Annotated in this window: 25 protein-coding genes; 7 read left to right on the forward strand and 18 right to left on the reverse strand. The window is 67.0% G+C overall.

Translation table 11 applies throughout. The features are described 5' to 3' along the window. Positions 1-27 precede the first annotated feature (27 nt). Together rdgB and rph are read right to left on the reverse strand one after the other, a co-directional pair. The gene (gene rdgB / locus LJ760_RS00275) at positions 28-672 is read right to left on the reverse strand and encodes an RdgB/HAM1 family non-canonical purine NTP pyrophosphatase (protein WP_227918239.1); all 645 of its coding nucleotides are present in this window, start codon (positions 670-672) and stop codon (positions 28-30) included. After that, entirely contained in the window at positions 673-1446 is a 774-nt protein-coding gene (gene rph, locus LJ760_RS00280) for a ribonuclease PH (protein ID WP_227918240.1), read from the reverse strand. Between the two features lie 155 nt (positions 1447-1601). On the opposite strand from rph, the gene LJ760_RS00285 reads away from it, so the two are divergent. Next, entirely contained in the window at positions 1602-3008 is a 1407-nt protein-coding gene (locus tag LJ760_RS00285; RefSeq protein ID WP_227918241.1) for an alpha/beta hydrolase family protein, read from the forward strand. 8 nt (positions 3009-3016) lie between these two features. On the opposite strand, the gene LJ760_RS00290 is transcribed toward LJ760_RS00285, so the two are convergent. The 4 genes from LJ760_RS00290 to clpS form a co-directional block, all read right to left on the reverse strand. Continuing rightward, on the reverse strand, positions 3017-3868 hold the full coding sequence (locus tag LJ760_RS00290; RefSeq protein ID WP_227918242.1) for an MBL fold metallo-hydrolase: 852 nt from the start codon (positions 3866-3868) through the stop codon (positions 3017-3019). Next, complete coding sequence (gene murI / locus LJ760_RS00295; RefSeq protein ID WP_227918243.1) at positions 3865-4866, reverse strand: glutamate racemase; 1002 nt, start codon at positions 4864-4866, stop codon at positions 3865-3867. The genes LJ760_RS00290 and murI overlap by 4 nt, the downstream gene beginning before the upstream one ends. A 94-nt stretch (positions 4867-4960) precedes the next feature. After that, on the reverse strand, positions 4961-5518 hold the full coding sequence (locus LJ760_RS00300) for a DUF2017 domain-containing protein (RefSeq protein WP_227918244.1): 558 nt from the start codon (positions 5516-5518) through the stop codon (positions 4961-4963). 63 nt (positions 5519-5581) lie between these two features. Continuing rightward, the gene (gene clpS, locus LJ760_RS00305; RefSeq protein ID WP_227918245.1) at positions 5582-5890 is read right to left on the reverse strand and encodes an ATP-dependent Clp protease adapter ClpS; all 309 of its coding nucleotides are present in this window, start codon (positions 5888-5890) and stop codon (positions 5582-5584) included. 86 nt (positions 5891-5976) lie between these two features. Between clpS and LJ760_RS00310 the strand changes: the two genes are divergently transcribed. Then, positions 5977-7302 carry a nicotinate phosphoribosyltransferase gene (locus tag LJ760_RS00310; protein ID WP_227918246.1) on the forward strand — a complete coding sequence of 442 codons (1326 nt, stop codon included), beginning with the start codon at positions 5977-5979 and terminating at the stop codon, positions 7300-7302. A 3-nt stretch (positions 7303-7305) separates the two neighbouring features. Then, the gene (locus LJ760_RS00315) at positions 7306-7923 is read left to right on the forward strand and encodes an isochorismatase family protein (protein WP_227918247.1); all 618 of its coding nucleotides are present in this window, start codon (positions 7306-7308) and stop codon (positions 7921-7923) included. A 92-nt stretch (positions 7924-8015) separates the two neighbouring features. Here the strand turns inward: LJ760_RS00315 and LJ760_RS00320 are convergent, their stop codons facing one another. From LJ760_RS00320 to LJ760_RS00350, 7 genes are all read right to left on the reverse strand, one after another. Continuing rightward, a complete protein-coding gene (locus LJ760_RS00320; protein ID WP_227918248.1) occupies positions 8016-9812 on the reverse strand; it encodes a DEAD/DEAH box helicase in 1797 nt (598 codons plus the stop codon). A 188-nt stretch (positions 9813-10000) separates the two neighbouring features. Beyond that, positions 10001-10309 (reverse strand): DUF3039 domain-containing protein, encoded by a 309-nt coding sequence (locus LJ760_RS00325; protein WP_227918249.1) that lies wholly within the window; start codon positions 10307-10309, stop codon positions 10001-10003. 24 nt (positions 10310-10333) lie between these two features. Next, on the reverse strand, positions 10334-11908 hold the full coding sequence (locus LJ760_RS00330; RefSeq protein ID WP_227918250.1) for a transporter: 1575 nt from the start codon (positions 11906-11908) through the stop codon (positions 10334-10336). Next, a complete protein-coding gene (locus LJ760_RS00335) occupies positions 11890-12663 on the reverse strand; it encodes an ABC transporter ATP-binding protein (protein WP_227918251.1) in 774 nt (257 codons plus the stop codon). Before LJ760_RS00335 ends, LJ760_RS00330 begins: the two co-directional genes overlap by 19 nt. A 102-nt stretch (positions 12664-12765) precedes the next feature. After that, positions 12766-13887, reverse strand: coding sequence for an NADH:flavin oxidoreductase/NADH oxidase (locus LJ760_RS00340; protein ID WP_227918252.1), 1122 nt, complete (start codon positions 13885-13887; stop codon positions 12766-12768). Positions 13888-13903: 16 nt separating this feature from the next. Beyond that, positions 13904-14890 (reverse strand): co-chaperone YbbN, encoded by a 987-nt coding sequence (locus tag LJ760_RS00345; protein ID WP_227918253.1) that lies wholly within the window; start codon positions 14888-14890, stop codon positions 13904-13906. Positions 14891-14942: 52 nt separating this feature from the next. Next, complete coding sequence (locus tag LJ760_RS00350) at positions 14943-16634, reverse strand: hypothetical protein (protein WP_227918254.1); 1692 nt, start codon at positions 16632-16634, stop codon at positions 14943-14945. Between the two features lie 292 nt (positions 16635-16926). On the opposite strand from LJ760_RS00350, the gene LJ760_RS00355 reads away from it, so the two are divergent. Beyond that, on the forward strand, positions 16927-18273 hold the full coding sequence (locus tag LJ760_RS00355; protein WP_227918255.1) for an AI-2E family transporter: 1347 nt from the start codon (positions 16927-16929) through the stop codon (positions 18271-18273). Between the two features lie 4 nt (positions 18274-18277). Here LJ760_RS00355 and LJ760_RS00360 read toward each other — a convergent pair whose 3' ends face one another. Continuing rightward, complete coding sequence (locus LJ760_RS00360; protein ID WP_227918256.1) at positions 18278-18622, reverse strand: hypothetical protein; 345 nt, start codon at positions 18620-18622, stop codon at positions 18278-18280. A 40-nt stretch (positions 18623-18662) separates the two neighbouring features. On the opposite strand from LJ760_RS00360, the gene nucS reads away from it, so the two are divergent. The 3 genes from nucS (at position 18663) to LJ760_RS00375 (ending at position 21061) form a co-directional block, all read left to right on the forward strand. Continuing rightward, positions 18663-19358 (forward strand): endonuclease NucS, encoded by a 696-nt coding sequence (gene nucS / locus LJ760_RS00365; RefSeq protein WP_227918257.1) that lies wholly within the window; start codon positions 18663-18665, stop codon positions 19356-19358. A 48-nt stretch (positions 19359-19406) separates the two neighbouring features. Continuing rightward, entirely contained in the window at positions 19407-20624 is a 1218-nt protein-coding gene (locus tag LJ760_RS00370; RefSeq protein ID WP_227918258.1) for an N-acetylglucosamine-6-phosphate deacetylase, read from the forward strand. Between the two features lie 233 nt (positions 20625-20857). After that, entirely contained in the window at positions 20858-21061 is a 204-nt protein-coding gene (locus tag LJ760_RS00375) for a cold-shock protein (RefSeq protein WP_146361532.1), read from the forward strand. Positions 21062-21203: 142 nt separating this feature from the next. On the opposite strand, the gene murA is transcribed toward LJ760_RS00375, so the two are convergent. From murA to atpD, 4 genes are all read right to left on the reverse strand, one after another. Further along, positions 21204-22469 (reverse strand): UDP-N-acetylglucosamine 1-carboxyvinyltransferase, encoded by a 1266-nt coding sequence (gene murA, locus LJ760_RS00380; protein WP_227918259.1) that lies wholly within the window; start codon positions 22467-22469, stop codon positions 21204-21206. A gap of 117 nt (positions 22470-22586) precedes the next feature. After that, positions 22587-23015: a DUF2550 domain-containing protein gene (locus tag LJ760_RS00385; RefSeq protein ID WP_227918260.1), complete on the reverse strand. Its 429-nt coding sequence runs from the start codon at positions 23013-23015 to the stop codon at positions 22587-22589. Positions 23016-23024: 9 nt separating this feature from the next. After that, the gene (locus LJ760_RS00390; RefSeq protein ID WP_227918261.1) at positions 23025-23318 is read right to left on the reverse strand and encodes a F0F1 ATP synthase subunit epsilon; all 294 of its coding nucleotides are present in this window, start codon (positions 23316-23318) and stop codon (positions 23025-23027) included. A gap of 5 nt (positions 23319-23323) precedes the next feature. After that, complete coding sequence (atpD, locus tag LJ760_RS00395) at positions 23324-24787, reverse strand: F0F1 ATP synthase subunit beta (protein ID WP_227918262.1); 1464 nt, start codon at positions 24785-24787, stop codon at positions 23324-23326. Between the last annotated feature and the right edge of the window lie 63 nt (positions 24788-24850).

Raw genomic sequence — 24850 nt, forward strand, 5'->3', positions numbered from 1 at the left:
GGACACATCACACACCCGGGAAGCAGGTCAGGAAATCGCCGGTGCCCCGTCGTCCAGGGCGGCGACGAGGGCGGGCAGCAGGGCGCGGAAGGCCTGGCCGCGGTGGCTGATGGCGTTCTTTTCCGCACTGCTCAGTTCGGCGCAGGTGCGGTCCATTCCGGCCGGCTGCAGGATCGGATCGTAGCCGAACCCGCCCGCTCCCCGCGGTGAGTCCTGCAGTGTTCCGCGCAGCTCGCCGCGTTCCACGGTCTCGCCGCCGTCGGGCAGTGCCAGGGCAGCAGCGCAGACGAACGCCGCCCCGCGGTGCTCGGCGGAAATGTCACCCAGCTGGGCCAGGAGCAGTTCGAGGTTCGCCGCGTCATCGCCGTGCCGGCCGGACCAGCGCGCCGAAAAGATCCCGGGCGCTCCCCCGAGGACGTCTACGGCGAGCCCGGAATCGTCGGCGACAGCGGGCAGGCCGGTGGCTGCGGCTACTGCATGGGCCTTGAGCAGCGCGTTCTGTTCAAAGGTCACGCCGGTTTCGGCGACATCGGGGACGCCGGCCGCGGCGGCATCGATCACCTGCGTGTCGACGTCGAGGCCGGGCACCTGCCCGCGGAGCAGTTCCCGCAGCTCGCGCAGCTTGCCCGGGTTGCGGGTGGCCAGGACCAGACGCGCTGTTGGCTGCGGCATTTAGGCCAGGCCCAGGGTCTGGCGCTGGATGACGGCCAGTTCTGCGGTACCTGCCAGGGCCAGGTCGAGGAGGGCGTCAAGCTCTGCACGGTCGAACGGGGCGCCCTCCGCGGTGCCCTGCACCTCGACAAACTTGCCCGAACCGGTGACCACCACGTTCATGTCGGTTTCGGCGCGGACATCTTCGACGTACGGCAGGTCCAGCATCGGGACCCCGTCGATGATACCCACGCTGATGGCTGCCACGGTGTCCAGCAGCGGTGAAGCGTTGCGGGCAATGAGCTTGTTTTCCTTGGCCCAGGCCACGGCGTCGGCGAGGGCCACATAGGCGCCCGTGATGGCGGCCGTGCGGGTGCCGCCGTCTGCCTGCAGGACGTCGCAGTCCAGGACAAGCGTGTTCTCGCCCAGGGCCTTGGTGTCGATGATGGAGCGCAGCGAGCGGCCGATCAGCCGGGAGATCTCGTGCGTGCGCCCGCCCAGTTTCCCCTTGACCGATTCGCGGTCGTTGCGGGTGTTGGTGGCCCGCGGGAGCATGGCGTATTCGGCGGTGACCCAGCCCTTGCCTTCACCCTTGAGCCAGCGCGGAACGCCGGGGGTCAGCGACGCGGTGCACAGCACCCGGGTATTGCCGAACTCGATCAGCGCCGAACCTTCGGCCTGCTTCGACCAGCCACGCGTAATGGTGATGCTCCGCAGCTGGTCGGGAGTACGGCCATCGGAGCGGACGACGGTGGAAGAAGAGGTGGAAACAGGGCTGTTTGCGGCGGTTGTCATAGGCCCAGTCTATCGGCCGGGCGGCGGCGTGCCCGGCGGTCGGGCCGGACCATAATGCGCCCCTACCCTTTCTCTCCCGCTGCCCCGCTCCTAGGGTGGCGCCGTACCGTCGGACCCGGAACTCCTGCAATGACGCAGAAAGGATCGGCACGCACATGCGCAGACTTTCATCTTTGGGAATTGCCGTTTCGCTGGCCCTGGCAACCGCCCCGGCAACGGCAACAGCGGCAGAACCCGCCGTCACGGAGCTCGGGGGGACGCTTCCCGGCGGAGCAACGTGGGCAGCTCAACTGCCGCAGGCCTGGAACGGCAAGCTGGTGCTCTACAGTCACGGCTTCCGGCCCGGACCCGACAATCCGGCCAGGGACCCGGGTTTCGAATCCACCGCCCAGGCACTGACCTCCCGGGGATTCGCGGTGGCATCCTCGTCCTATGCAGCCACCGGCTGGGCCCTTGGAACAGCGCTCGAGGACCAGTTGGGCACCTTGGCCGCCTTCTCGGCTGCGGCGGGCGAGCCTGTCCGGACCATCGCCTTCGGCACCTCGATGGGCGGCCTGGTCAGCAGCCTCATCGCCGAAACCCCGGACAGCGGCGTGGACGGAGCGGTGAGCACCTGCGGGCTGCTCGGCGGCGGAATCAACCTGAACAATTACCAGCTCGACGGCATCCACACTCTCGCAGAGCTGCTCCTGCCCGGAGCGGACCTGCAGTTGACGGGATTCCGCACCGCCGAGGAAGCCGGCGTCACCATCAATGCCCTGATGGGTGCGGTACAACAGGCTCAGGCGACGCCGGAGGGCCGGGCCCGGCTGGCCTTGGCGGCGGCCCTGATGAACACACCGACCTGGTTCAGCGGGGACATGGAACCGGACCGGAAGGATTACGCCGCGCAGCAGGAGGCGCAGTACAACTGGCTGCTGCAGACGATCCCGTTTGTGGTCGGTTCCCGTGCCTCGATAGTCAACGCCGCGGACGGTGACAGCGGCTGGAACCAAGGGGTGGATTACCGCTCCCTGCTGCGGGACTCGGCGCAGCGGCAGCAGGTTAAGGCGCTGTACCGCAGTGCCGGCCTGGATCTGCGCCGGGACCTGCATACCCTCACCTCCACCGCGGACACCGCACCGGATCCGGAAGCCCTGGAGTGGATGGACCGCACCTCGACCCCGCACGGGGAGCTCCTCATGCCGGTGCTGACCATGCATACCCTGGCCGACATCCTGGCGCCGGTGGAGTACATGGAGGAGTACGCGGAGACGGTTCGGGAAGCCGGCGCCGGTGCGCTGCTGCGCCAGTCCTACGTCGAACGGACCGGGCACTGCACCTTCACCGACGCGGAGCGGGTCGGCGCGGTGCTGGCAATGGACGAGCGCCTTGACACCGGCCGCTGGGGGAACCTGGCCGAGCCCCGGCAGCTTGACCGGGCAGCCGAATCACTGGGACTGGGGGAAGCGGACTTCATCAGGTACCGCCCCGAGGAGTTCGTCAACGACCGGGACTACCCGCAGGATCCGGGCTCCGGTCACGGCCACGGGCACGGACACGGGAACGGGAAGGGCCGCTGACGGCGGGCCTATCCCGCCGGATGCGCCCCGCCCTGCACGGCGAGCGGTGCGCTGAAGGGGCTGCCGACGTCGTAGGAGACACCGGCGACGGCGACGGCGAGGTCCCCGCTGTAGGTTTCGCGTGCTTCCGAGACGCTGACGCTGGCGTCGTTCCAAACCGGCAGGTGCGTGAGCAGCAGGCGCCGGGCCTGCGCTGCGGTGGCCGCCGCTCCCGCGCGGCGCCCGGTCAGATGCACCCCTTCGATGGCGTCATCCCGGCCCTCATGGAACGCAGCTTCGCAGAGGAAGACATCGGTGTCCCGGGCAGCATCTTCCAGCCCGGGGCAGGAATCGGTATCCCCGGAATACGCCAGGGTCCGGAGCACGGGTTCGCCGGCGGCGTCCAGGGTGCGGGCCTCCACGCGCAGCGCGTAGGCCTCATCGGCCGGGTGCCGCACCGGGTAGGGGGTCACGGTGAACGGCCCGATCTGCACTGCGCTGCCGGCGGTCCAGTTGGAGAACTCGAAATCCTCGTGCATGCCCGGGTCCAGCTCCAGCCCGTAGGCCGTTGCCATCCGGTCCGCCGTTGCCGCCGGCCCCCAGACCTTGATCCGGTCCCGGTTCCAGCCGGAGGGATCCCAGTGCACGGCTACGTGGAGGCCGCACAGATCCATGCAGTGGTCCGGATGCAGATGGGTCAGCAGGACTGCGTCTATGTCCCGCAGGTCCATGTAGCGCTGCAGCGCACCCAGCGAACCGTTGCCGAGGTCCAGCAGGATCCGCCAGTCGCGGACGCCGTCGTTGGCGGTCACGAGGTAGCACGACGCCGGCGAGGCCGGGCCGGGGAAGGATCCGCTGCAGCCCACAATGGTCAGTTTCATACCTTGCCGTTCCAAGAGGCGCCGATGTGCGCCTCCGTGCGTTCAGGGGCGTCAGCCCGGGCTGCGGCAATCATCTGCGGGGTCACCCGCGCCATGCTGCCCGTGGGGTAATGCGCGGCCACATGTTCCACCTGCTGGACGCTGAGCACCTCGGGGCCAAGGAAACGCCGGGCAAGCAGCTCGAAGGAGGCCGAGTCTCCGGTGGCAACGAAGGTGTGCTGCGGCGGGGTCTGCGAGCGCCGTTCGATCCCGTGCGAGATCAGGGCGCGGTAGACATCCTTCGCGGTCTCCTCGGCACTGGAAACGAGCGTGACGCCGTCGCCCATCACATAGGAGATGACGCCGGTGAGCAGCGGGTAGTGGGTGCAGCCAAGGACCAGCGTGTCCACGTCCCGGGCCTTCAGCGGAGCCAGGTATTCCTCGGCCGTGGCCAGCACATCGGGGCCGGACGTGATGCCGGCTTCGACGAACTCCACGAACGCCGGGCAGGCCACCGAAGACACCTGCAGGTGCGGGGCCGCGGCAAAGGTGTCGTCGTAGGCCCGCGAACCAACAGTGGCAGCCGTTCCGATGACACCGATCCGTCCGGTCCGGGTAGCAGCCACTGCGCGGCGGACCGCCGGCTGGATGACCTCGATGACGGGGATGCCGTACCGGTGCGTGTAACGCTCGCGGGCGTCACGCAGGACGGCGGCGGAGGCGGAGTTGCACGCAATCACCAGGAGCTTGACGCCGGAATCCACCAGTTCGTCCATCACGCCCAGGGCTTTGGCCCGGACTTCGGCGATCGGCAGGGGCCCGTAGGGTCCGTTGGCGGTATCCCCCACGTACATAACGGCTTCGTTGGGCAGCTGGTCCAGGACCGCGCGTGCCACTGTCAGGCCGCCGACACCGGAGTCAAAGATGCCGATCGGGGCGTCCGGGTCCTTGACCCGGACTGCTTCGTGCACGGACGTGCCCAGTGGATGGGTGGAGGAGCTGGCCGGGTTCGAACTCATAATGTAACGACCATAGTCCTCCCCCGCGCACGGGCACATTCACCGGGCCGTGCCGTTGCTCACAAAGTCGCCTGCGGACGCAGTCGATTCCCTATCAGGGCAGGGAGTCGAGCAGCGCCTGCATCAGTGTCTCCTGCAGCCATGTGACGAAGTTGTACACCAGCGCAAGGTAGCCGTCCAAGTCCTCGGCCTTGGACGGGTCAGTGATGTCATGCAGCCGCTCGGCGTCTTCGTCATCTTCCAGTCCCAGGCGGTCGGCCAGCACCAGCCGGACATCGTTCAAGGCGCGGGCAAAGAGCTGCGCCTGCTCGGTGTCCAGGCGCAGCGGTGCCGCTTCCAGCTGCAGCGCGGCGGCGCGCAGGGCGCCTTGTTTTGATTCGCGCAGCGTCCGTTCGGTAAACCGCCGGAACTCCAGCGCGTCGTCGTCGTTCCCCGTGGTGCCGGCGGGGAGTAGCCGCAGCAGGGCGGAGTCGTCCGGAACGGCCGCCGACGGGTCGATGCCGACCATGGCCGCGAGGGGATCGGTGTCCGCTGCAGTGTCAGGTTCCAGCAAAGCCTGCACATCGGAAAAGAGCTTGCGCAGCAGGTCCCGCTCCCCCGGTTCCAGGTTTGCGGTAATGCCCTTACGGGTGAGCTTGAAGCCGGTGGCCACGAATATCCGTTTCTGTTCTGCGTACTGGTTCTGCGGAGTACTGGGTTCTGCGGCTGAGGCGGCCTAGGCCGCGTCCGCCTTCTGGAAGGTGGCCCACAGCCCGTAGGAATGCATGGCGAGGGTATCGCGTTCTGCGGATTCCCGGGATCCGGTGGCCACTACGGACTTCCCGGCCTGGTGGACCTCCAGCATGAGGCGGTGGGACTTGGCCTCCGAATAGCCGAAATAGCTCTGGAAGACGTAACTGACATAGCTCATCAGGTTCACCGGGTCGTTCCAGACAATCACGACCCAGGGAACGTCCGAAGACGTGAGGGTATCCGTCTCCTCACGTGTCAAAGTGTCCGTTCCGGTCGCGGTGCTGGTAGCCATAGGTCCAATTGTAGTGAGGAATCGGTTGCGAACCTCCGCAGTGCGGCCTTCTACTCAATGGGTATCCGCGGGTTAGAGTTTTGCCTGTGAACAGTCCCGCCGTCCGGCACACCCCGAATTCAGCCCTCTATACGGACCACTACGAGCTCACCATGCTCCAGGCCGCCCTCCACTCGGGTACGGCTTCCCGCCGGTCCGTGTTCGAAGTCTTTGCCCGGCGGCTGCCTGAAGGCCGCCGCTACGGCATCGCGGCGGGAACGGGCCGCATTCTCGAAGCCCTGGAAAACTTCCGCTTCGAACAAACGCAGCTGGACTTCCTGGCCAGGACCAACGTGGTGGACGAACGCACGCTGGCGTGGCTCGCGGACTTCCGTTTCTCCGGCAACATCTACGGCTACGCCGAGGGCGAGGCATACTTCCCGCAGTCCCCCCTGCTGATCGTTGAATCCACCTTCGGCGAAGCCTGCATCCTCGAAACCATGATCCTGTCCATGCTCAACCATGACAGTGCCATTGCCTCCGCGGCTTCCCGCATGACCTCCGCAGCCGACGGACGTCCGTGCATCGAAATGGGTTCACGGCGCACGCATGAGGAAGCAGCCGTTGCCGCTGCCCGCGCGGCAGTGATCGCCGGTTTCGACAGCACTTCCAACCTCGAGGCGGGCCTGCGCTACGGCCTGAAAACCGTGGGCACCGCCGCGCATTCCTTCACCCTGCTGCACGATTCCGAAAAGGAAGCCTTCACCGCGCAGACAGCATCGCTGGGTTTGGGCACCTCCCTCCTGGTGGACACGTACGACGTCGAGCGGGGGGTCCGCACCGCGGTGGAAGTTGCCGGACCGTCACTGGGCGGCGTGCGGCTGGATTCCGGCGACCTCGTAGCGCAGGCGCGCTGGGTCCGGGACCTGCTCAACGAACTGGGCAACACCAAGACGCGCATCATGGTCACGTCCGACCTGGACGAGTTTGCGATTGCAGCGCTAGCTTCGGCTCCCGTGGATGCCTACGGCGTCGGCACCTCCCTGGTCACCGGCTCCGGGGCTCCGACCGCCGGCATGGTCTACAAACTGGTCAGCCGTGAGGGAGACGACCACGAGTTCGTCTCCGTTGCCAAGGCCGCGAAGAACAAGGTCTCGCTCGGCGGGCGCAAGTACGCACTGCGCCGGCTGGACGAACACGGCACGGCAACCGCCGAGGTCATCGGCATCGGCCACGCGCCGGCGGACGACGGCAACGACCGTAGCCTGCTGCACCAGTTCGTGGCCGACGGCGTTGTCCTGCCCGGCTGGACGGGACCGGAGGCCGTGACGCGTGCTGCCAAGCAGCACGAGGCGTCCCTTGCCGAACTGCCAACCTCGGTGAACCGCCTGCAGCGCGGCGAGCCGGTCATCCCCACCGAATACGAGGAGTAAGCAATGGCCCGCGCCCTGATAATCGTTGACGTGCAGAACGACTTCTGTGAAGGCGGCTCGCTGGCTGTGGCCGGCGGGGCCGACCTCGCGGGGGAAATCACCGACTACGTGGAAACTTCCGCCGGCCGGTACGATCTGGTCGCCGCCACCCAGGACTGGCACATCGATCCCGGTGCGCATTTCTCGGATACCCCGGACTTCGTGGACTCCTGGCCTCCGCACTGCGTCGCCGGCACCCCGGGCGCCCAGCCGCATCCGGATCTGGACACCGAACTGGTGGATGCCTTCTTCCGCAAGGGCCAGTACGAAGCAGCGTATTCCGGTTTTGAGGGCGTCCTGGCCCCGGACGTTGAGGTTCCCCTCGGGGAGCCGGAAGCCGAGCCGGAGACCGAGGCCGAGACGTTGAGCCTTGACGACTGGCTGCGGGACAACGACGTGGACGAGGTCGTGGTGCTGGGCCTGGCCGCTGACTACTGCGTACGCGCCACTGCCCTGGACGCCATCGCTGCCGGCTACACCACCGCGGTGATCCCGGAACTGTGCCGCGGCATCAAGCGCGAGACCACGCTCGCGGCCTGGGCCGAACTCGAAGACGCCGGCGTGGAGATCATCGACCTTTAGCAGAGGCGCAAAACAGAGGGGCGGGCCCGGGGGGGGGCGGCCCCCGGCTGTTGCCTTGGGCGGCTCCGTTGGGCTGGTCCCGGGGGGCGCCGCTACTTGCGGCCGATGAACCAGTCCTGCAGCTTCTTCAGCCGCTTGTTGAGCTGTTCCTCGTTGGCCTGGGCCACGGGCGGTCCGCCGCAGATCCGGCGCAGCTCGCTGTGCACCACGCCGTGGGGCATGCCGGAGCGGGCGGACCAGGCGGAAACGTTCTTTGCCAGCTCGCCCCGCAGTTCGGTCAGCCGGCGGTGGTCCACCACTTCGGGGGCTTCCACCGGGGCTTCCTCAGCTGCGGCACCGAAACGGCGGCCCCTGCGGGAAAGCTGCTCGTGCTGGCGCTGGCGCAGCAACGTGCTCATCTGGTCCGCGTCCAGGAGGCCGGGGATGCCGATGAAATCCTGTTCCTCCTCGCTGCCCAACGCACCGCCGGTGCCGAACTCGCCGCCGTCGAACAGTACGCGGTCGAAGGACGCCTGGGATTCCAGGGCTTCGAACTTCTGCTTGGTCAGCTCGCCGGAGGCCTTTTCCTCACGGTTGGCCGCCTCCATCAGGCTGTCCTCGAGGCCGAAGCCTTCCTCCTCCAGATGGTTGTCCGGGCGGTCCAGTGCGTGGTCGCGTTCGACTTCCATCTGGTTGGCCAGCGCCATCAGGTTCGGCACGGAGGGCAGGAACACCGACGCCGTCTCGCCGCGCTTGCGGGCACGCACGAAACGTCCCACGGCCTGTGCGAAGAACAGCGGGGTGGCGGTGGAGGTGGCATACACGCCGACGGCGAGGCGCGGCACGTCCACGCCTTCGGACACCATCCGCACGGCCACCATCCAGCGCTGGGTGCCGGCGGAGAATTCCTCGATCTTTTCCGAGGCCTTGGCATCGTCGGAGAGGATGACCGTAGGTGATTCGCCCATGATCTTCTTCAGCCAGCCGGCGTAGGCACGGGCGTCGTCGTGGTCCGTGGCGATCACCAGCCCGCCGGCGTCGGGCACGGACCGGCGGACCTCCGTGAGGCGGCGGTCCGCTGCGGCCAGCACGGCGGGAATCCACTCGCCGGTGGGATTCAGGGCGGTGCGCCAGGCCTGCGCCGTGATGTCCTTGGTCACCGCGGCTTCGCCAAGCGACGCCGCCATCTCGTCGCCGGCACTGGTCCGCCAGCGCATCTGCCCCGAATAGGCCATGAACATCACCGGGCGGACCACATGGTCCTTCAGCGCCTGTCCGTAGCCGTAGGTGTAGTCCGCCTTGGAACGGCGGATGCCGTCCCGGTCCTCGACGTACTCCACGAACGGGATGGCGGCGGTGTCCGAGCGGAACGGCGTACCCGTGAGGGAAAGCCGCTTGACGGCCGGCTCAAACGCTTCGCGGATGCCGTCACCCCATGACAGGGCGTCACCGCCGTGGTGGATCTCGTCCAGGATCACCAGGGTGCGGGCGGCCTCGGTCTTGGCACGGTGCAGCATCGGCTTGGACGCCACCTGCGCGTAGGTGACGGCCACGCCGATGAACCCGTGCCCGTGCCGTCCGTCGGCGTTCTTGAAGTTCGGGTCGATGGCCAGGCCCACCTTCGCGGCGGCGTCGGCCCACTGCCGTTTCAGGTGGTCCGTGGGAGCGACAACGGTGATGCGGTTGACGATTCCACGCTCCACCAGCTCGTTGGCTACGCGCAGGGCGAAAGTGGTTTTACCAGCGCCCGGGGTTGCGACGGCCAGGAAATCACTGGCATTGGATGCGAAGTACTTCTCCAGGGCCTCTGCCTGCCACTGACGCAGCTTCGGGGCGGTGCCCCAGGCGGCGCGTTCGGGGTAGGCGGGCGGCAGGGACGCACCGGCGCCGAACAGGGTTTCGGAACTCACGCGGGAAACGCAACCTTTCTCATTGCTCGATTGGTTGTTGCCGTGCGGGCACCGGACGGGCGCAGCGCTGAGCGACTGCGCACGGGCGCAGGCGTAAACACATAGGTCATGCAGGCATCAGGACTAACTGCCTTCGCGGAGGAAGGCTGGGAAACGGAGCGAGCAGAAAATCGGCCGGAGAGGACGAACTACTTCTTGCCCTTGGGGTTGTCGCCTTCGGGACGCAGGCCCTCGTAGATTTCCTTGCAGGTGGGGCAGACGGGGAACTTCTGGGGATCCCGGCCGGGCGTCCAGACCTTGCCGCAGAGAGCAATCACCGGTTCGCCCGAAAGCGCCGATTCCATGATCTTTTCCTTGCGCACATAGTGGGCAAAGCGCTCGCTGTCGCCGGGTTCCAGCTCTTCGCGCAGTTCTTCGCGCTCGATGGTGGCCGTGGACGTACCGTTGTCATCCAGGCGGCGGGGATCGTTTTCGAAAGGATCGGGAGGCAGGCTCATGCGTTCCATCTTAGTACCCGCCGACTATTTGTTGATGGAGACCTGCTGCAGCAGTTCCGGCCCGCGCGCGTCCAGCCACCGCCCGCCCAGCCGGATCCCGAGGATCAGCACCGCCGCACCCAGCAGCAGTCCCGCGAGCAGGGTCACAACACCCCAGAGAGTGCTTTCCAGAACGACGGCGGCCACTCCCGGAACGAGCACAGGCACCAGCAGCGCGAAGGTCACCAGGCTGAAGGCGCCCTGTACCAGCAGGGCCCGGCCGGTGGAACCGGGCGGGGTCTTGAAGGCGTTTTCCCCGGGCAGCGGCACGTTGTAGGTGTAGCGCGCGGACACCGCGCTGGAGACTCCCAGCCCGATCATCAGCGCCGCCAGGGAAACCCCCAGTACGGGGGCTATGAGATCCGCGTGCCCGGTCAGGGCCGCCGGCAGGACGGCTGCGGCAAGCACGGCCGGCACGCTTACCACCGCGCAGGCCAGTGCCCGGCCGGCGCGGTCCGCCCGCCCGGACACACCGGTGGCCAGATGCAGGGCGAACGCCGTGTTGTCATAGGAGACGTCCGCGCTGATGGAGAAGCCCAGCATAAAAGCCACCAGCGGCCCCAGCGCCAGCGGTACCATCAGCCCCGCCTCTGCGCCGGCGTTGTTTCCCGCGAACAGCAGGACCACAACGAGCAGCGGGACAATAAGCAGTGAAGCGCTGTAGCGGGGGTCGCGCAGCCAGTAGATCAATGCCCGCGCGGCCACCGCTCCGGTGGGAGTGGCCGGGAAACGCGAGAAGAGCCCGAGCCCGGCGCTCTTCCGCCCGGCGGCGGCCTGCGGCGGGCTGACCAGCGCCCGCAGCAGCAGGGCCTTCCAGGCCAGTACCAATACCGACAGAAAAGCTCCAGCGATAAGTGCCTTGGCACCCGCCGCGCCGTAATGGCCGAGTGCAATGTCGCCGGGTACTGCCCAGACGGCGCCCAACGGCGTCCATGCGAGCACGTCGGCCAGGCCCGGAAGGAACTCTGCGCCGGCCCGGATTCCGTCGGCTACACCGGCAATGATGGGCCCCAGGAGCACCAACGGGATGACCAGCAGCAGCCCGGTAAAGTCGCGGAACCTGCGGGAGCCGGTGAGGGAGACGGCTGCGGCCACGGTAACGCGCGCGGCGATCAGGCAGGTGAAGACCGCCACGACGGAAAGCACCAGTGCTGCGGCCAGCGCCCCCGGAAAGCGGTACCAACTCGCCGCCTGCGCGAGTACGGCCAGCAGCATGGCGGCCCCGGGAATACCGATCAGCCCGCCCGCGGCCAGACCGGTCAGCAGCTGCGGGGTGGGGACGGCATAGGTGGTGAACCGGGCCGGATCCAGGGTGAGGTCCAGGCCGGAGAACACCACCGGGATCAGGGCCCAGCCCGCAACCGCTGCGGCTCCGGCCAGGATGACCGCTGTTCGGGCCGCCGCCGGATCATCCCCCACGATAAACAGAGCCGCGATCAGCACGGCCAGGATACCCAGCGCATAGAGCGCACCGAGGACAACCCCGACCAGCTGCCAGGGACTGCGCTTCAAAGAGTTGCGCAGCAGCAGCAGCTTCAGCCTCAGAAGGTGCGCAACCATTCCAGCCCCTCCGAGTGGGTCCGGCCGCCGACCAGCGACACAAAGCGGTCCTCCAGGGTAGCGCCGCCGCGGACCTCGTCCACCGTTCCTGCGGCCAGCAGGTTACCGCCCGCAACCACTGCGACGTGGTCACACATCCGCTGGACGAGGTCCATCACATGACTGGAGACAATGACTGTTCCTCCGGAGGAAACGTACCCGGCGAGAATGTCGCGGATATTGGCCGCAGAGACCGGGTCCACAGCCTCGAACGGTTCGTCCAGGACCAGCAGGCGCGGGGCGTGGATCAAGGCGGACGCCAGGGCTACTTTCTTCGTCATGCCCGCGGAGTAATCCACCACGAGCTTGCCTGCGTCAGCACTGAGGTCCATGGCGGCCAGCAGGTCCTTGGTGCGCGTCCGGACCGTCTCCCGGTCCATGCCGCGCAGCAGTCCCGCGTACGTCACCAGCTGCTCACCGGTCAGCCGGTCGAAAAGGCGGACGCCGTCCGGCAGGATCCCCATCAGCCGCTTGGCCTCGAGGGGGCTGGCCCACACATCGGTGCCGTGCACCCAGGCGGAGCCCGCGTCCGGACGCAGCAGCCCGGTAGCCAGGGACAGCAGGGTGGTCTTGCCGGCTCCGTTGGGGCCCACCAGCCCGTAGAACGAGCCCTGCGGCACATCCAAGGTGATGCCGTTGACGGCCGTCTTGGAACCGAAGCGCTTGGTGAGTCCGCGCACGGACAGCGCCGGGACGGAGTCCGGTTGTGATGTCATGGGCCCAGCCTATCCACCCGGCGCCGGGACGTCCTCGGCCCAAAGGACCAATTCAGCGCCCCTCCGGACCGCGGTATCCGTCGCGGGGACTAGCCTGTCCGGTTAGAAGGTACCGGGGCGTGCGGCGCGCTCGTACTGCGGCACCCAGGGCAGCTTGGCGTCCAGTTCGGCCGCTGCACGCATCCACCAGTGCGGATCCCGCAGGGCGGCACGGGCGATGAGGACCGCGTCCGCGGAGCCGGCCTGCAGGATCTCCTCCGCCTGCGTGCCGAAATCGATGAGCCCGACGGCGGCGGTAGGCACGCCTGCGCCGTGCCGGACCGCTTCGGCGTACTCCACCTGGTAATTCGGTGCCACGGGAATCACGGCTCCGGGAACGGCGCCGCCGGTGGAAACGTCCACCAGGTCCACTCCGCGTTCCCGCGCGGCGCGTGCCAGGACCACCGAGGACTGGGCATCCACTCCCCCGGGTATCCAGTCCGTCGCGGAGATCCGCAGCAGGAGCGGCATGGAATCGGGGATGACAGCACGTACCGCATCGATGACCTCGAGGGTCAGCCGGTTCCTCCCTGCCTCGTCCCCGCCCCACGCATCGGTGCGGGTATTGACCAGCGGGCTGAGGAACTGGTGCAGCAGGTAGCCGTGTGCGCCGTGGATTTCGATGGTGTCGAAGCCCGCGTCAACCGAGCGGACAGCCGCGTCGGCGAAGTCGCGGATTACCTGGCGGATGCCCGCTTCATCCAGCGCCGCGGGAGCCGCGTAGCTGCCGAACGGGTCCGCCGTGGGGCCGACGGTCTGCCAGCCGCCGTCGGACAGTGGAACGCTGCCGGTCCCGGGTGCGAACGGAGCATAGGTGGAGGCCTTGCGTCCGGCATGGGCCAGCTGGATGCCGATACGCGCCTGGACGGCGCCGTGCCGGTGGACAAAGTCCGTGATGCGCTGCCAGCCGGCGGCCTGCTCCTCGTTCCAGATCCCGGCGTCCTGCGGGCTGATCCGTCCTTCCGGGGAAACTGCTGCGGCCTCGGTGATGATCAGGGCCGCCCCGCCTGCGGCGAAGGAGCCCAGATGCATCAGGTGCCAGTCATTGGGTACGCCGGGCGCATTGGCGGGGTCCGCGGGATCTACGGAGTCCGCGGAATACTGGCACATGGCGGCTACCCATCCGCGGTGGGCCAGCTCCATTCCGCGCAGGGTGATGGGGTCAAAAAGCGATGCCGTCTCCATGGAAAAGCCGGGCCGCCTAGAACAGCGCCCGGGCGAGGGCGGAGCGGGCCTTGGTGACCCGGGGATCGGCGATGCCCACCACTTCGAAGAGGTCCAGCAGCCGCAGCCTGGCGGTTTCGCGGTCTTCGCCGTGCACCCGGCCGATCAGGCCGGTAATCCGGCGGAAGGCGTCCTCGACGTGCCCGCCGGCAATGTCCAGGTCCGCGACGGCCAGCTGCGCCTGCACGTTGTCGGGCTCTTCGGCGCCTGCCCGGCGGACGGCCTCCGCATCGGCATCACGCAGCCGGGCCATGAGTTCCACCTGCGCAAGGCCGGCTTTCGCTTCCGCGTCGGCCGGCTGCTCGGCAAGGGCACGGCGGTAGGCGGCAGCCGCGGCGTCGTAGTCCTCGGCGTTGATGGCGTCAAAGGCCTCCTGGTGGAGCGGAGACAGCGGCACTTCCGGTGCCTCTTCCGGGGTGCCGCCTTCGAGGGTTCCGTTGACGCCGTTGGCGGCGGCCACCTGCATCAGCTCGCCGACCAGGGCGCGGATCTGTTCCTCCGGCATCAGCCGGTCCAGGAGCGGCACCGGCTGGCCCTTGATCACCGCTGCCACGGTGGGCACGGCGACGGCGGAGAAGGCCTGTGCAATCTGCGGGTACGCTTGCGCGTCCACGCGTGCCAGCAGCATCCGCCCGTTCTGTTCCACGGCGATGGACGCGAGGATTGCGGACACCTGCTGCGAGTCGGGGCTCGCATCCGAATACAGGTCAATGACCACCGGTACTTCGGCGGAAAGCTGGACAACCTGGGGGAAGGTCTGTTCCGAGACCTGCACCACGAACGGTGACGGCGCGGGAGCGGTTCCGGGGGCAGCGCCACCCGGAGCGGCTCCGCTCGGGGCCGCCGGGGCCGCGGGCGCTGCCGGGGCCGCGGAACGTGCCTTGAGTGCGGAGAGGTCAACTGCACCCCGCAGGTTCATGGATGAGGGGGCTGCCGGTGACGGGCGATGGTTCGGTGTGCTCATTTCTTCACCTTATTACGCCGTGCCCGTCCACCGGCAAGCCTCACGCTTTCCGCTACTTGAGGTTGGCGGACAGCAGTTCCTGCGCTGCACCCACTACCAGGGCCTGGCCGGTGCCGCCGGAAGCCGGAACGTAGAGCATTACGGCTTCGCCGTGGGTGACGTCGATGCCCTTGTCGGTGTTCGTCTCGCCGGTCAGTGCCTGGTAGACGGTACCTTCAAGGTTGACCGAGTCGCCGGCTTCCTTGGGTGTGCTGGAGAACGTGTTGGACAGGTAGCCGAACACGATCGCCCCGCCGTCGTCGGTCCGCAGTGCGTACGTTTCCTTCGGATCCGCGGCGTGCTGGAACGTGTTGGTGGCGAACTCATTCTTCGGGTCGCTCTGCACCTGCTGCTGGAACTTGACCACGTCCTCGCTGAACCGGTTGGCGCCGAAGGTGTCCTTCTTTTCACCCTCCGGATTGGTCAGGGAGTCCGCCAGCGCAGCGACGGCGTCCTGCGGCGACATGGCCAGCCCGTTGTCCGAGTCTGCGGGAATCTGGGCCGAGCCGTCGGTGGCAGCGGGCGGCTGCGGGAACGTGCTCGCGGGCAGCATCTGGACAGCGGAAACGAGCTTGTAATTGTCCCTGGCCGACTCCTGGACCAGCAGCAGCGCCTGGGGCACCGGGTTCCCCTCGCCCTGGGTCACGGCGACGACGGTGCGCGGCCAATCGGCAGCGGTGCCGATCGACTGGGTCCGCAGCGTTTCGGCAGCCACCGGCACCGGGGCTTCATGATCGGCGGACTTCGCGGCCACGGCGTAGTTCGCTGCACGCATGGCGTAGGCGGCCCCGCCGACGCGCGGCGTCAGCATCGATGCGTCCTTGGCTGCGTCGCCCGCCTCGACCGTGCCGGCCACGGAATCCAGGATGCGGGTCAGCTGGGAGTCCACGATGACCGGCTGGCTTCCGGCGGACTCGTCGGCCATGGCCGCTGCGGGGGCAGAGCCCGCTGCCAGTACGGCGGCGGCAGCAGCGGCCAGGAAGGCCGGACGACGGCGGCGGGAGACAGCGGCGGCAGTGAAGGCCGACGTCGTTCCCGAGACGCTGGGCTGCCTGTCAGCCGTTCCGGCATCCGGACCGGCGCTGCGGCGGCTGCTGCGCCGCGGACCGTCGGAGCCGCTGCGCAGGAAGGCAAGGGCCAGGCCCAGGACGGCCAGCAGGGCACCGATGACAATCAGCGGCACGGCGAACGGGCGGGTGGCGTCGTTCTCCCAGGTCAGGGTCACGTCGGTGGGTGCGGGAGCGGTGCCGTCCGTGGCGAGCAGGATCCGCCAGTCGCCTTCGCCCGGCGCTTTCCAGTCGTAGGACAGTTCGCCTTCACCGGACTCTTCAACGACCCAGAGATCGGAACCGGCTGGATTCGGAGCGGTCTTCCCGGTCTTATCGGTGCCGACTGCCAGGGACGAGCTGTCCTCTCCCGGAGTGAGCCGGGCGGCGGCGGCGTCTGCCACCCAGGCCTGGACATCGTTGGCCCGGCCGACCGCCAGCGTGAAGGGAGCGTCGGAACGGACGGTAATCTCCGTACCGTCGGAGTATTCGGCCAGCAGTTCCGGTTCCAGTACGGTGACCACGGCGTCCTCCGCGCCCTCGGCTTCCATGGAAACCGACTGGGTCTCGGGGGGCGCCCAGAATGTGCGCTGGCCAATGCCTATCAGCATCAGCAGCACCCCAAGGACGATCAGCGGAACTGCAAATTTGTTTCGCACAACTTACCTATCTTCAGTCTGGGCAAATGACATGGCAGGGCGGCGGATTTTCCGGGCCGGCAGGCCCGAACGCGGGCTCCGGAATGCGGCGGCTAATTCGCAGCTGGTCATTGATGTCCTGGCACTTGATAACCCAATGGTAACGAAATCCCATCAGAGCACCCATTCGGGCGATGCCCCCGAGCGGTAACCGCCGCATGTGCCTAAGGGGAAAGCGGTTTCTGCGGCGCGTCGGCTGGTAAGGTTTCGGTTCGTATCAGCAGCCCAATCAGGCAGAGGAGAAACGCGCGAAATGAGCGACAACGAGGACGTGCCCGTCCACGCGCCGCTCCCCGGCCCTGCGGACAAAAAACCGGAGGGCGGGAATGCCGCCGGGGGAAATACGCCCCGTACCCCTCTGCCCGGATTCCTTTCCACGGCTGCGGACCGCGTGCGCTACAGCCTGCGCCACGGTGTTCCCGGGGCCCGGCCGCGGCCGCGCTTCGAATTCCCGCCCGAGGACGCCGCGGGACCGGAGATTACGGTCGACGACGACGTGCGGCTTCCCGATGAACGGCTCAGCATCAGCGGCGGCGGACAGGGGCATGACGCGGAAGGGGGGAGCCTGCGCGCCCACCCCATCTACTTCGGTTTTATGCTCACGGTCGGCGTTGGCCTGGCCCTGCTGCTGTTCTTCGTCATCACCAATGTCGGCGAGCTGCTGGTCTGGATCGGCGCTGCCCTGTTCATTGCCCTGGGGCTGGATCCGGTGGTCCGCTGGCTGGCCGCGCGGCGGATCCCCCGCCCCGCCGGCATCGCCATCACCGTACTGGTGCTCGCCGGCGTCGTCACGGCCTTCTTTGCGACACTGATCCCCACCATCGTCAGCCAGTCGACCGAAATCATCGCCAACGCTCCGGGCTACATCAACAACTTCCTTGCCTCGGATTTCTTCGTCAACATCGACAAGCAGTTCCAGATCCGTGACCGCATCGAGCAGGAAGTCGGCAGCTTCTTCTCCAACAGCTCCGCCGTGGGCGGCATTTTCGGCGGGGTCCTCAGCGTGGGCACGGTGATTGCCAACGGTTTGTTCGGCGCACTGATCATCCTCGTCCTGACCCTCTACTTCCTGGCTTCGCTGCCGTCGATGAAGAAGTGGGCCTACCGGCTCGCCCCGCGCAGCCGCCGCCGCCGGGTGGAGGCACTCTCAGAGGAAATCACCGGCAGCGTCGGCAACTACGTGATCGGCCAGGGCCTGGTCGCGATCCTGGACGCCACCTATGCCTTCATCGTGATGACCATCACCGGCGTGCCGTTCTCGGTACTGCTGGCCTTCCTGGTGGCGCTGCTGGCCTTCATCCCGCTGGTGGGCCCGCCCATAGCGCTGGTGCTGGTCTCGCTGGTGGCCCTGACCGAGGGCTGGCAGACGGCGGTGGTTTTCGCCATCCTCTACATGGCCTACCTGCAGTTCGAGGCGTATTTTGTCTCCCCGCGCGTGATGCAGCGGGCCGTGGCGGTGCCCGGCGCCGTCGCCGTCATCGCCGTGATTGCCGGCGGCAGCCTGCTCGGCGTACTGGGGGCGCTGATAGCCATCCCGACGGCGGCCGCCACCCTGCTGCTGCTCAAGGAAGTCTTCATCGCCCGGCAGGACCGGCAGTAGCCCCTCAGTACCTGCGGCGGATCCGCCAGCAGTGGTTGTGCCAGTGCCGCCGGCCCTCGACGGCAGTCTGGCGGCCCAGCAGCGAGTCCTCCTGCCACACCACCAGGTGCGCGGTTCCGGGCGGGATGACCTGCCCGCAGCCGGGGCACCGGTAGTCCTTTGCGGCGTTGCCGGCCGTGATCTGCCGCACCGACCATTCGCCGTCGGGACCGCTTTCACGGCGCGGAATACCGGCACGCGTGCGTTCCAAATCCCCCTCCGGCGGGGCGGACGCCCACTTGCGGCGGGCGTTCCGGCCGGCGGCGCTGCCGGCGGCAGGCGTGCGGCGGGGATGGTTCGAACGGGGCATAGAAGTCATTTTGCCGCAGTTCAGCCGGTAAAGTGCAACTGTGCGTTTAGTAATAGCCCGCTGCTCCGTTGACTACGTCGGCCGCCTCCGTGCCCATCTGCCCCTGGCCGTAAGGCTGCTTATGGTGAAGGCCGACGGTTCCGTCCTGATCCATTCCGACGGCGGATCCTACAAACCGCTGAACTGGATGAGCCCGCCGGCCACCATGCGCAGCGTGGAACCGGACGAGACGGACGCCGAAGCCGGCGTGACCGAAGTCTGGAATGTCCAAAGCGCGAAGACCGACGACCGCCTGATCATCAGCATCCACGAGCGGTTCTCCGATGTCTCCCATGACCTCGGAACCGACCCGGGCCTCATCAAGGACGGCGTGGAAGCGGACCTGCAGCGACTGCTGGCCGAACAGATCAACCGGTTGGGCGAAGGCCACACGCTGATCCGCCGCGAATACATGACGGCCATTGGCCCCGTGGACATCCTGGCGCGCGACGCCACGGGCGCCACCGTGGCCGTGGAGCTGAAGCGACGCGGAGACATCGACGGCGTGGAGCAGCTGACCCGCTACCTGGAACTTCTCAACCGGGACCCGCTGCTGGCTCCGGTCCGCGGTATTTTCGCCGCCCAGCAGATCAAGCCGCAGGCACGCGTGCTGGCCGAGGACCGCGGGATCACCTGCCTGACGCTCGACTACGACGCGATGCGCGGCGTGGATGACCGGGATTCCCGCCTCTTCTGACTCCCCGCCCCGCTCCCGGCCGCCGGGCAACATGCCTAGAATCGGTGCATGAACCCCACAGCACGCAGCCGGGACCGCGGCTACCTCCGCGGCAGCCTGCTGACCCCGGACGAGCTGGTTCCCGACGGCGCACTCGCGTTTGTCGGCGACCGGATCACCTACGCCGGCCCGGCCAGCGGTTTTGACGGCGCCGGCTGGCCGGAGCCCGCGCACCTGCCGGCCGGGTCGCTCATCCTTCCCGGACTCGTTGACCTGCACTGCCACGGCGCAGCGGGAAGCGATTTCACCACCTCCGACGCAGCGGGAATCCGGCGGGCAGCTTCCTTCCTGCATTCGGCGGGAACCACCACGTTGCTCGCCAGCATGGTGACCGCGTCCCGTCAGGACATGCTCGCTGCCGCCGCCCGTCTCGGCGCCCTGGCGAGGGAAGGACTCATTGCCGGAATCCATGCCGAAGGGCCGTTCCTGTCCCCGGAGCGCTGCGGTGCGCAGGACCCGAAGTTCCTGATCCCGCCGGACCCCGGCTTCGTGGATGAGCTGCTTGCGGCCGCGGACAGCGAACTGGTCACCATGACCTATGCGCCTGAACTGCCCGGAGCAGATGACCTCGTGGACCGCTTGGTCCTCCACGGCGTGACGCCTTCGCTGGGGCATACCGCCGCTGCGGACCCCGTTGCTGCCGAGTCGCTGGAGTCCGCCCGGGACGAAATGGAAGAGGCCGGTTTCGGAGGCTACGCTCCCCGGCCCACGGTGACGCACCTGTTCAACGGCATGGACCCGCTGCACCACCGCTCCCCCGGCGCCGTCGCAGCGAGCCTGCGGGCCGCACGGAGCGGAGCGGCCGTAGTGGAGCTGATCGCCGACGGTGCGCACCTTGACCCCGCACTCGTACGCACCGTCTTCGAGCTCGCAGGAGGCGCCAACGTGGCCCTCGTGAGTGACTCCATGGCGGCCACCGGGCTTGGCGACGGCACCTACCGGCTTGGGCCTGCCGGCGTTGTGGTGGGGAACGGGACGGCCCGCCTGCCCGACGGCACGCTGGCCGGTGGCACGGCCACCCTGCTCCAGTGCGTACGCACGGCTGTCGCTGCCGGTGTGCCGCTCGCGGAAGCAGTGGGCGCAGCCACTGCGGTACCCGCGGATGTGCTTCGGCTCGCCGATGAAGTAGGTGCCCTGCGCCGCGGCCTGCGGGCCGATGCCCTGGTGGTCTCACCGGACCTGGAGCTGCACGCAGTCCTGCGCTGCGGAACGTGGCTGCCGCGCTGAAAAAACACGGTAAAAAAAGTTCCAAATATTTCGTTTCGAGCATTGACCAGGCATTTCGGTTATGCAACGCTGTTACCAAGTCTTTGTGTAGGTGTTTTTTCATGCTCGCAAGACCGTTGCGAGTGAGAAGCTCCTCAAGGAACTGCTGAACGGCAAGAACTTGGGCTTTCTTGCTTCAGTAACATATCCGGCACGGACTGTGCAGGTAAGTTCCACATTATGAGGAGAAACAAATGGCTCAGGGTACCGTCAAATGGTTTAACGCCGAAAAGGGCTTCGGCTTCATCACCCCGGACGACTCAGACGGCGATGTCTTCGTTCACTACTCCGAAATCCAGACCAACGGATTCAAGACCCTCGACGAAAACCAGCGCGTTTCCTTCGAGATCGGCCAGGGCGCCAAGGGCCCCCAGGCCACCGGCGTTACCGCCCTCTAGGGTATAACCCTAAAAAGGTTCCGCTCTTTCTTCCGCAAGGAAACAAGGAAAGCCCCCGGCAAATGCCGGGGGCTTTCCTTGTTTTCCATTCGCTTTCTTACCCGCGGCTTACATACCCACGGCCTACTTACCCGCCGCCTACTTACCCACGGCGGCGGACTACGTTCGCACCGAGACCCCGGAGATTCTCCATGAATCTTTCATATCCGCGGTCAATATGGTCCACGCCCCGCACTTCAGTGGTTCCGTCAGCAGCCAGGCCTGCTATGACAAGGGCCGCGCCGGCCCGGATGTCGTTGGCAACCACCGGTGCACCGGAAAGCAGCTCGACACCCTGGATCAGGGCGTGGTGCCCGTCCAGCCGCACCACTGCTCCGAGCCGCGCCAGTTCGGAGGTGAAGCCCCAGCGGGCCTCGAAAACATTCTCGGTGACCATGCCCGAACCGTTCGCGACGGCGTTGAGGGCCACCACGAAGGGCTGCAGATCGGTCGGGAATCCGGGGTACGGCAGTGTGGACACGTTGATGGGCTCGGGACGGGCCGGTCCCTTCACCGTGAAGCCGTTCTCCCCCGTGCTGACTTCGCACCCCGCCTGGGTGAGCTTGTCCAGAACCACTGCCAGAGCTGAGGCATCCGCGGAGCGCACCTCGATCTCGCCGCCGGTGATCGCTGCGGCGAAGGCCCAGGTGCCGGCAACAATCCGGTCCGGCACCACGCGGTGTTCCACGGGGTGCAGCTCCTGGACGCCGTCGATGATGAGCGTGTTGGTGCCCACGCCGCTGATCCGGGCCCCCATGCTGTTGAGCATGCGGGCAATGTCAGTGATTTCCGGTTCCCGGGCAGCGTTATCGATCACCGTGCGTCCGCGGGCCAGAGTGGCGGCCATCATGAGGTTTTCGGTGGCGCCGACGGACGGAAAGTCCAGGATATGGTCCGCTCCGTGCAGGCCTTCCGGGACCGAGGCCACCAGGTAGCCGTGATCGATGCCGATCTCGGCACCCATGAGTTCCAGTCCGGCGCGGTGCATGTCCAGTCCACGGGAACCGATGGCGTCTCCACCCGGCAGCGCCACCTCTGCCCGCCGGCAACGGGCCACCAGCGGGCCCAGCACGGAGATGGAGGCCCGCATGGCCCGGACGAGGTCATAGTCCGCCTGGTGGCCCAGCTCCTGCGGTACGTCCACGGCAACGGAGGCGGCGTCGACGTCGTAATCCACCGAGCATCCCAGCCGGCGCAGCAGCTCCGCCATGATCCAGACATCCTGGATGTTGGGGACATTCGTGATGACGGACCGGCCCTGCGCAAGCAGCGTCGCCGCCATCAGCTTCAGGACGCTGTTCTTGGCACCCGGGACAGTGACGGCTCCGCGAAGGGTGGACGGGCCGGTAACAACAATGACGTCTTCCATTACTCCATAGTAGGGGGCCGGAGCAGGCACCCGCGGGGCGGCAAAAAGGGGCAGCAAAAAAGGCACAGGGAGAATTCCCTGTGCCTTCTAAGCAAGACTCTATTGCCCGGCCCGGCGCTAGCGCCAGGTACCGATGCCGACCACGGGGCCGGCTTCCACCCATGAAGACAGGCCCGTATAGGCCTCGTATTTCATGGCCACCAGGATGATGCTGCCCTGGTAGTTCAAGCTGACGACGACGGCTCCTGGCTGGATTCGGGCACGCTCAGCCTCGGTGGGCTCCCGCCAGCCGGCCATTTCCAGCGAACTGCGCAGGAAACGGTACGGGGGACGCGGACTCAGCGAGACCAGGCGCAGCCATTCCAGATGGGTGTCCGTATAACGGCAAACCCCCATCCGCCACCCCGCAGGGGGGAGGCAGATGGAGGCATCGAAGGTCCCCAGGGCGCGCCGCAGCTGGCTGCGGCGCACCCCGAAGAGCACTACTGCAAGGACAAGCAGCCCAAAGAGGGCGGCCAACGCAATGAACACATAGGAGCTGTCCATCGGAAGGAGTCAGCGGGTCCCGGCGGTTGCTTCGTTGGTCACCTTGGCATTGTCGGCCACGATGACCACCCGGTTGTTGTCCACGGAGAAGAATCCTCCGTCAACGCTTACCTCAATGCGGGAACCGGACACCGGTTCGATGGCCAGTCCGCCCTCTGCCAGGATGGCCAGCACCGGTGAGTGCCCGGGAAGGATCCCGATCTCGCCGTCGCTGGTGCGGGCCTTGACCATCTTTGCCGCTCCCGACCACACGAAGTGGTCGGCAGCAACAATCTCAACTTCGAGTTCAGCAGCGTCCGCCATGGGGCTCACTTCCCGGTCTGCTCTTGGATCTTCGCCCACTGACGCTCAACGTCATCCATGCCGCCGACGTTGAAGAACGCCTGCTCGGCAATGTGGTCAACGTCGCCGTCGCAGATGGCCCGGAAGCCTTCGATGGTGTCCTTGATGGAAACCGTCGAACCCTCAACGCCGGTGAACTGCTTGGCGGTGTAGGTGTTCTGGGAGAGGAACTGCTGGATGCGGCGTGCACGCGACACGACGATCTTGTCCTCTTCGCCGAGCTCGTCGATGCCGAGGATGGCGATGATGTCCTGCAGTTCCTTGTTCTTCTGGAGGATCTGCTTGACGCGGATGGCCGTGTCGTAGTGCGCCTGGCCGACGTACTGCGGGTCGAGGATACGCGACGTCGAGGTCAGCGGATCCACGGCCGGGTACAGGCCACGGGAAGCGATTTCACGGGAAAGTTCCGTGGTCGCGTCCAGGTGGGCGAACGTGGTGGCCGGGGCCGGGTCGGTGTAGTCATCTGCAGGCACGTAAATGGCCTGCATGGACGTGATCGAGTGGCCCTTGGTGGACGTGATGCGCTCCTGCAGCAGACCCATCTCGTCAGCCAGGTTCGGCTGGTAGCCCACAGCGGAAGGCATGCGGCCGAGAAGGGTGGAAACCTCGGAGCCTGCCTGCGTGAAGCGGAAGATGTTGTCGATGAAGAGAAGCACGTCCTGGTTCTGCACATCGCGGAAGTATTCCGCCATGGTCAGAGCCGACAGTGCCACACGGAGGCGCGTTCCCGGCGGCTCATCCATCTGGCCGAATACAAGGGCGGTGTCCTTCAGGACGTTCGCCTCTTCCATTTCAACCCAGAGGTCGTTGCCTTCACGGGTACGCTCGCCGACACCGGCGAATACCGAGGTACCGCCGAAGTTACGGGCAACACGGGTGATCATTTCCTGGATCAGCACGGTCTTGCCGACACCGGCACCGCCGAACAGGCCGATCTTGCCGCCCTTGATGTACGGGGTGAGAAGGTCAATCACCTTGATGCCGGTTTCCAGCATCTCGGTGGAGCCTTCAAGGTCCGCGAAGTTCGGAGCCGAACGGTGGATCGGCCAGCGCTCGGTGATCTCCAGCTGGTCTTCGGTAACGTCAAGGGGCTCGCCCAGGACGTTGAAGATGTGCCCCTTGACGCCGTCGCCTACGGGGACGGAGATGGGAGCACCCGTGTCGTACACGGCAGCGCCGCGGACCAGGCCGTCGGTGGCCTGCAGGGAGATGGCACGAACGAGGTTGTCACCCAGGTGCTGGGAGGTCTCGAACGTGATGGTGCGGGTCTGGCCGTCGAGCGTCAGCTCGGTGGTCAGGGCGTTGTAGATGGTGGGGATTGCGTCAGCCGGGAATTCGACGTCGACAACCGGGCCGATGACACGGGCGATACGGCCGGTGGCACCCGAGGCTACGGAATCAGATCCGTGCTCGACAGTTTGGGCAGTCATCTCTCTCACTTCACTCAGTTAGATGGCGTGTGGACTAAGTTTTTTATGCGTTGGAACTTATCT

Origin of the sequence: Arthrobacter sp. zg-Y895 (assembly GCF_020731025.1) — a bacterium.
Lineage (GTDB): Bacteria > Actinomycetota > Actinomycetes > Actinomycetales > Micrococcaceae > Arthrobacter_B.

Bases quoted from the DNA above. Each gene is read 5' to 3' on its own strand.
- rdgB (WP_227918239.1), bottom strand. From the start codon at position 672: ATGCCGCAGCCAACAGCGCGTCTGGTCCTGGCCACCCGCAACCCGGGC.
- rph (WP_227918240.1), bottom strand. From the start codon at position 1,446: ATGACAACCGCCGCAAACAGCCCTGTTTCCACCTCTTCTTCCACCGTC.
- LJ760_RS00285 (WP_227918241.1), top strand. From the start codon at position 1,602: ATGCGCAGACTTTCATCTTTGGGAATTGCCGTTTCGCTGGCCCTGGCA.
- LJ760_RS00290 (WP_227918242.1), bottom strand. From the start codon at position 3,868: ATGAAACTGACCATTGTGGGCTGCAGCGGATCCTTCCCCGGCCCGGCC.
- murI (WP_227918243.1), bottom strand. From the start codon at position 4,866: ATGAGTTCGAACCCGGCCAGCTCCTCCACCCATCCACTGGGCACGTCC.
- clpS (WP_227918245.1), bottom strand. From the start codon at position 5,890: ATGGCTACCAGCACCGCGACCGGAACGGACACTTTGACACGTGAGGAG.
- LJ760_RS00315 (WP_227918247.1), top strand. From the start codon at position 7,306: ATGGCCCGCGCCCTGATAATCGTTGACGTGCAGAACGACTTCTGTGAA.
- LJ760_RS00325 (WP_227918249.1), bottom strand. From the start codon at position 10,309: ATGAGCCTGCCTCCCGATCCTTTCGAAAACGATCCCCGCCGCCTGGAT.
- LJ760_RS00330 (WP_227918250.1), bottom strand. From the start codon at position 11,908: ATGGTTGCGCACCTTCTGAGGCTGAAGCTGCTGCTGCTGCGCAACTCT.
- LJ760_RS00335 (WP_227918251.1), bottom strand. From the start codon at position 12,663: ATGACATCACAACCGGACTCCGTCCCGGCGCTGTCCGTGCGCGGACTC.
- LJ760_RS00340 (WP_227918252.1), bottom strand. From the start codon at position 13,887: ATGGAGACGGCATCGCTTTTTGACCCCATCACCCTGCGCGGAATGGAG.
- LJ760_RS00345 (WP_227918253.1), bottom strand. From the start codon at position 14,890: ATGAGCACACCGAACCATCGCCCGTCACCGGCAGCCCCCTCATCCATG.
- LJ760_RS00355 (WP_227918255.1), top strand. From the start codon at position 16,927: ATGAGCGACAACGAGGACGTGCCCGTCCACGCGCCGCTCCCCGGCCCT.
- LJ760_RS00360 (WP_227918256.1), bottom strand. From the start codon at position 18,622: ATGCCCCGTTCGAACCATCCCCGCCGCACGCCTGCCGCCGGCAGCGCC.
- LJ760_RS00370 (WP_227918258.1), top strand. From the start codon at position 19,407: ATGAACCCCACAGCACGCAGCCGGGACCGCGGCTACCTCCGCGGCAGC.
- LJ760_RS00375 (WP_146361532.1), top strand. From the start codon at position 20,858: ATGGCTCAGGGTACCGTCAAATGGTTTAACGCCGAAAAGGGCTTCGGC.
- murA (WP_227918259.1), bottom strand. From the start codon at position 22,469: ATGGAAGACGTCATTGTTGTTACCGGCCCGTCCACCCTTCGCGGAGCC.
- LJ760_RS00385 (WP_227918260.1), bottom strand. From the start codon at position 23,015: ATGGACAGCTCCTATGTGTTCATTGCGTTGGCCGCCCTCTTTGGGCTG.
- LJ760_RS00390 (WP_227918261.1), bottom strand. From the start codon at position 23,318: ATGGCGGACGCTGCTGAACTCGAAGTTGAGATTGTTGCTGCCGACCAC.
- atpD (WP_227918262.1), bottom strand. From the start codon at position 24,787: ATGACTGCCCAAACTGTCGAGCACGGATCTGATTCCGTAGCCTCGGGT.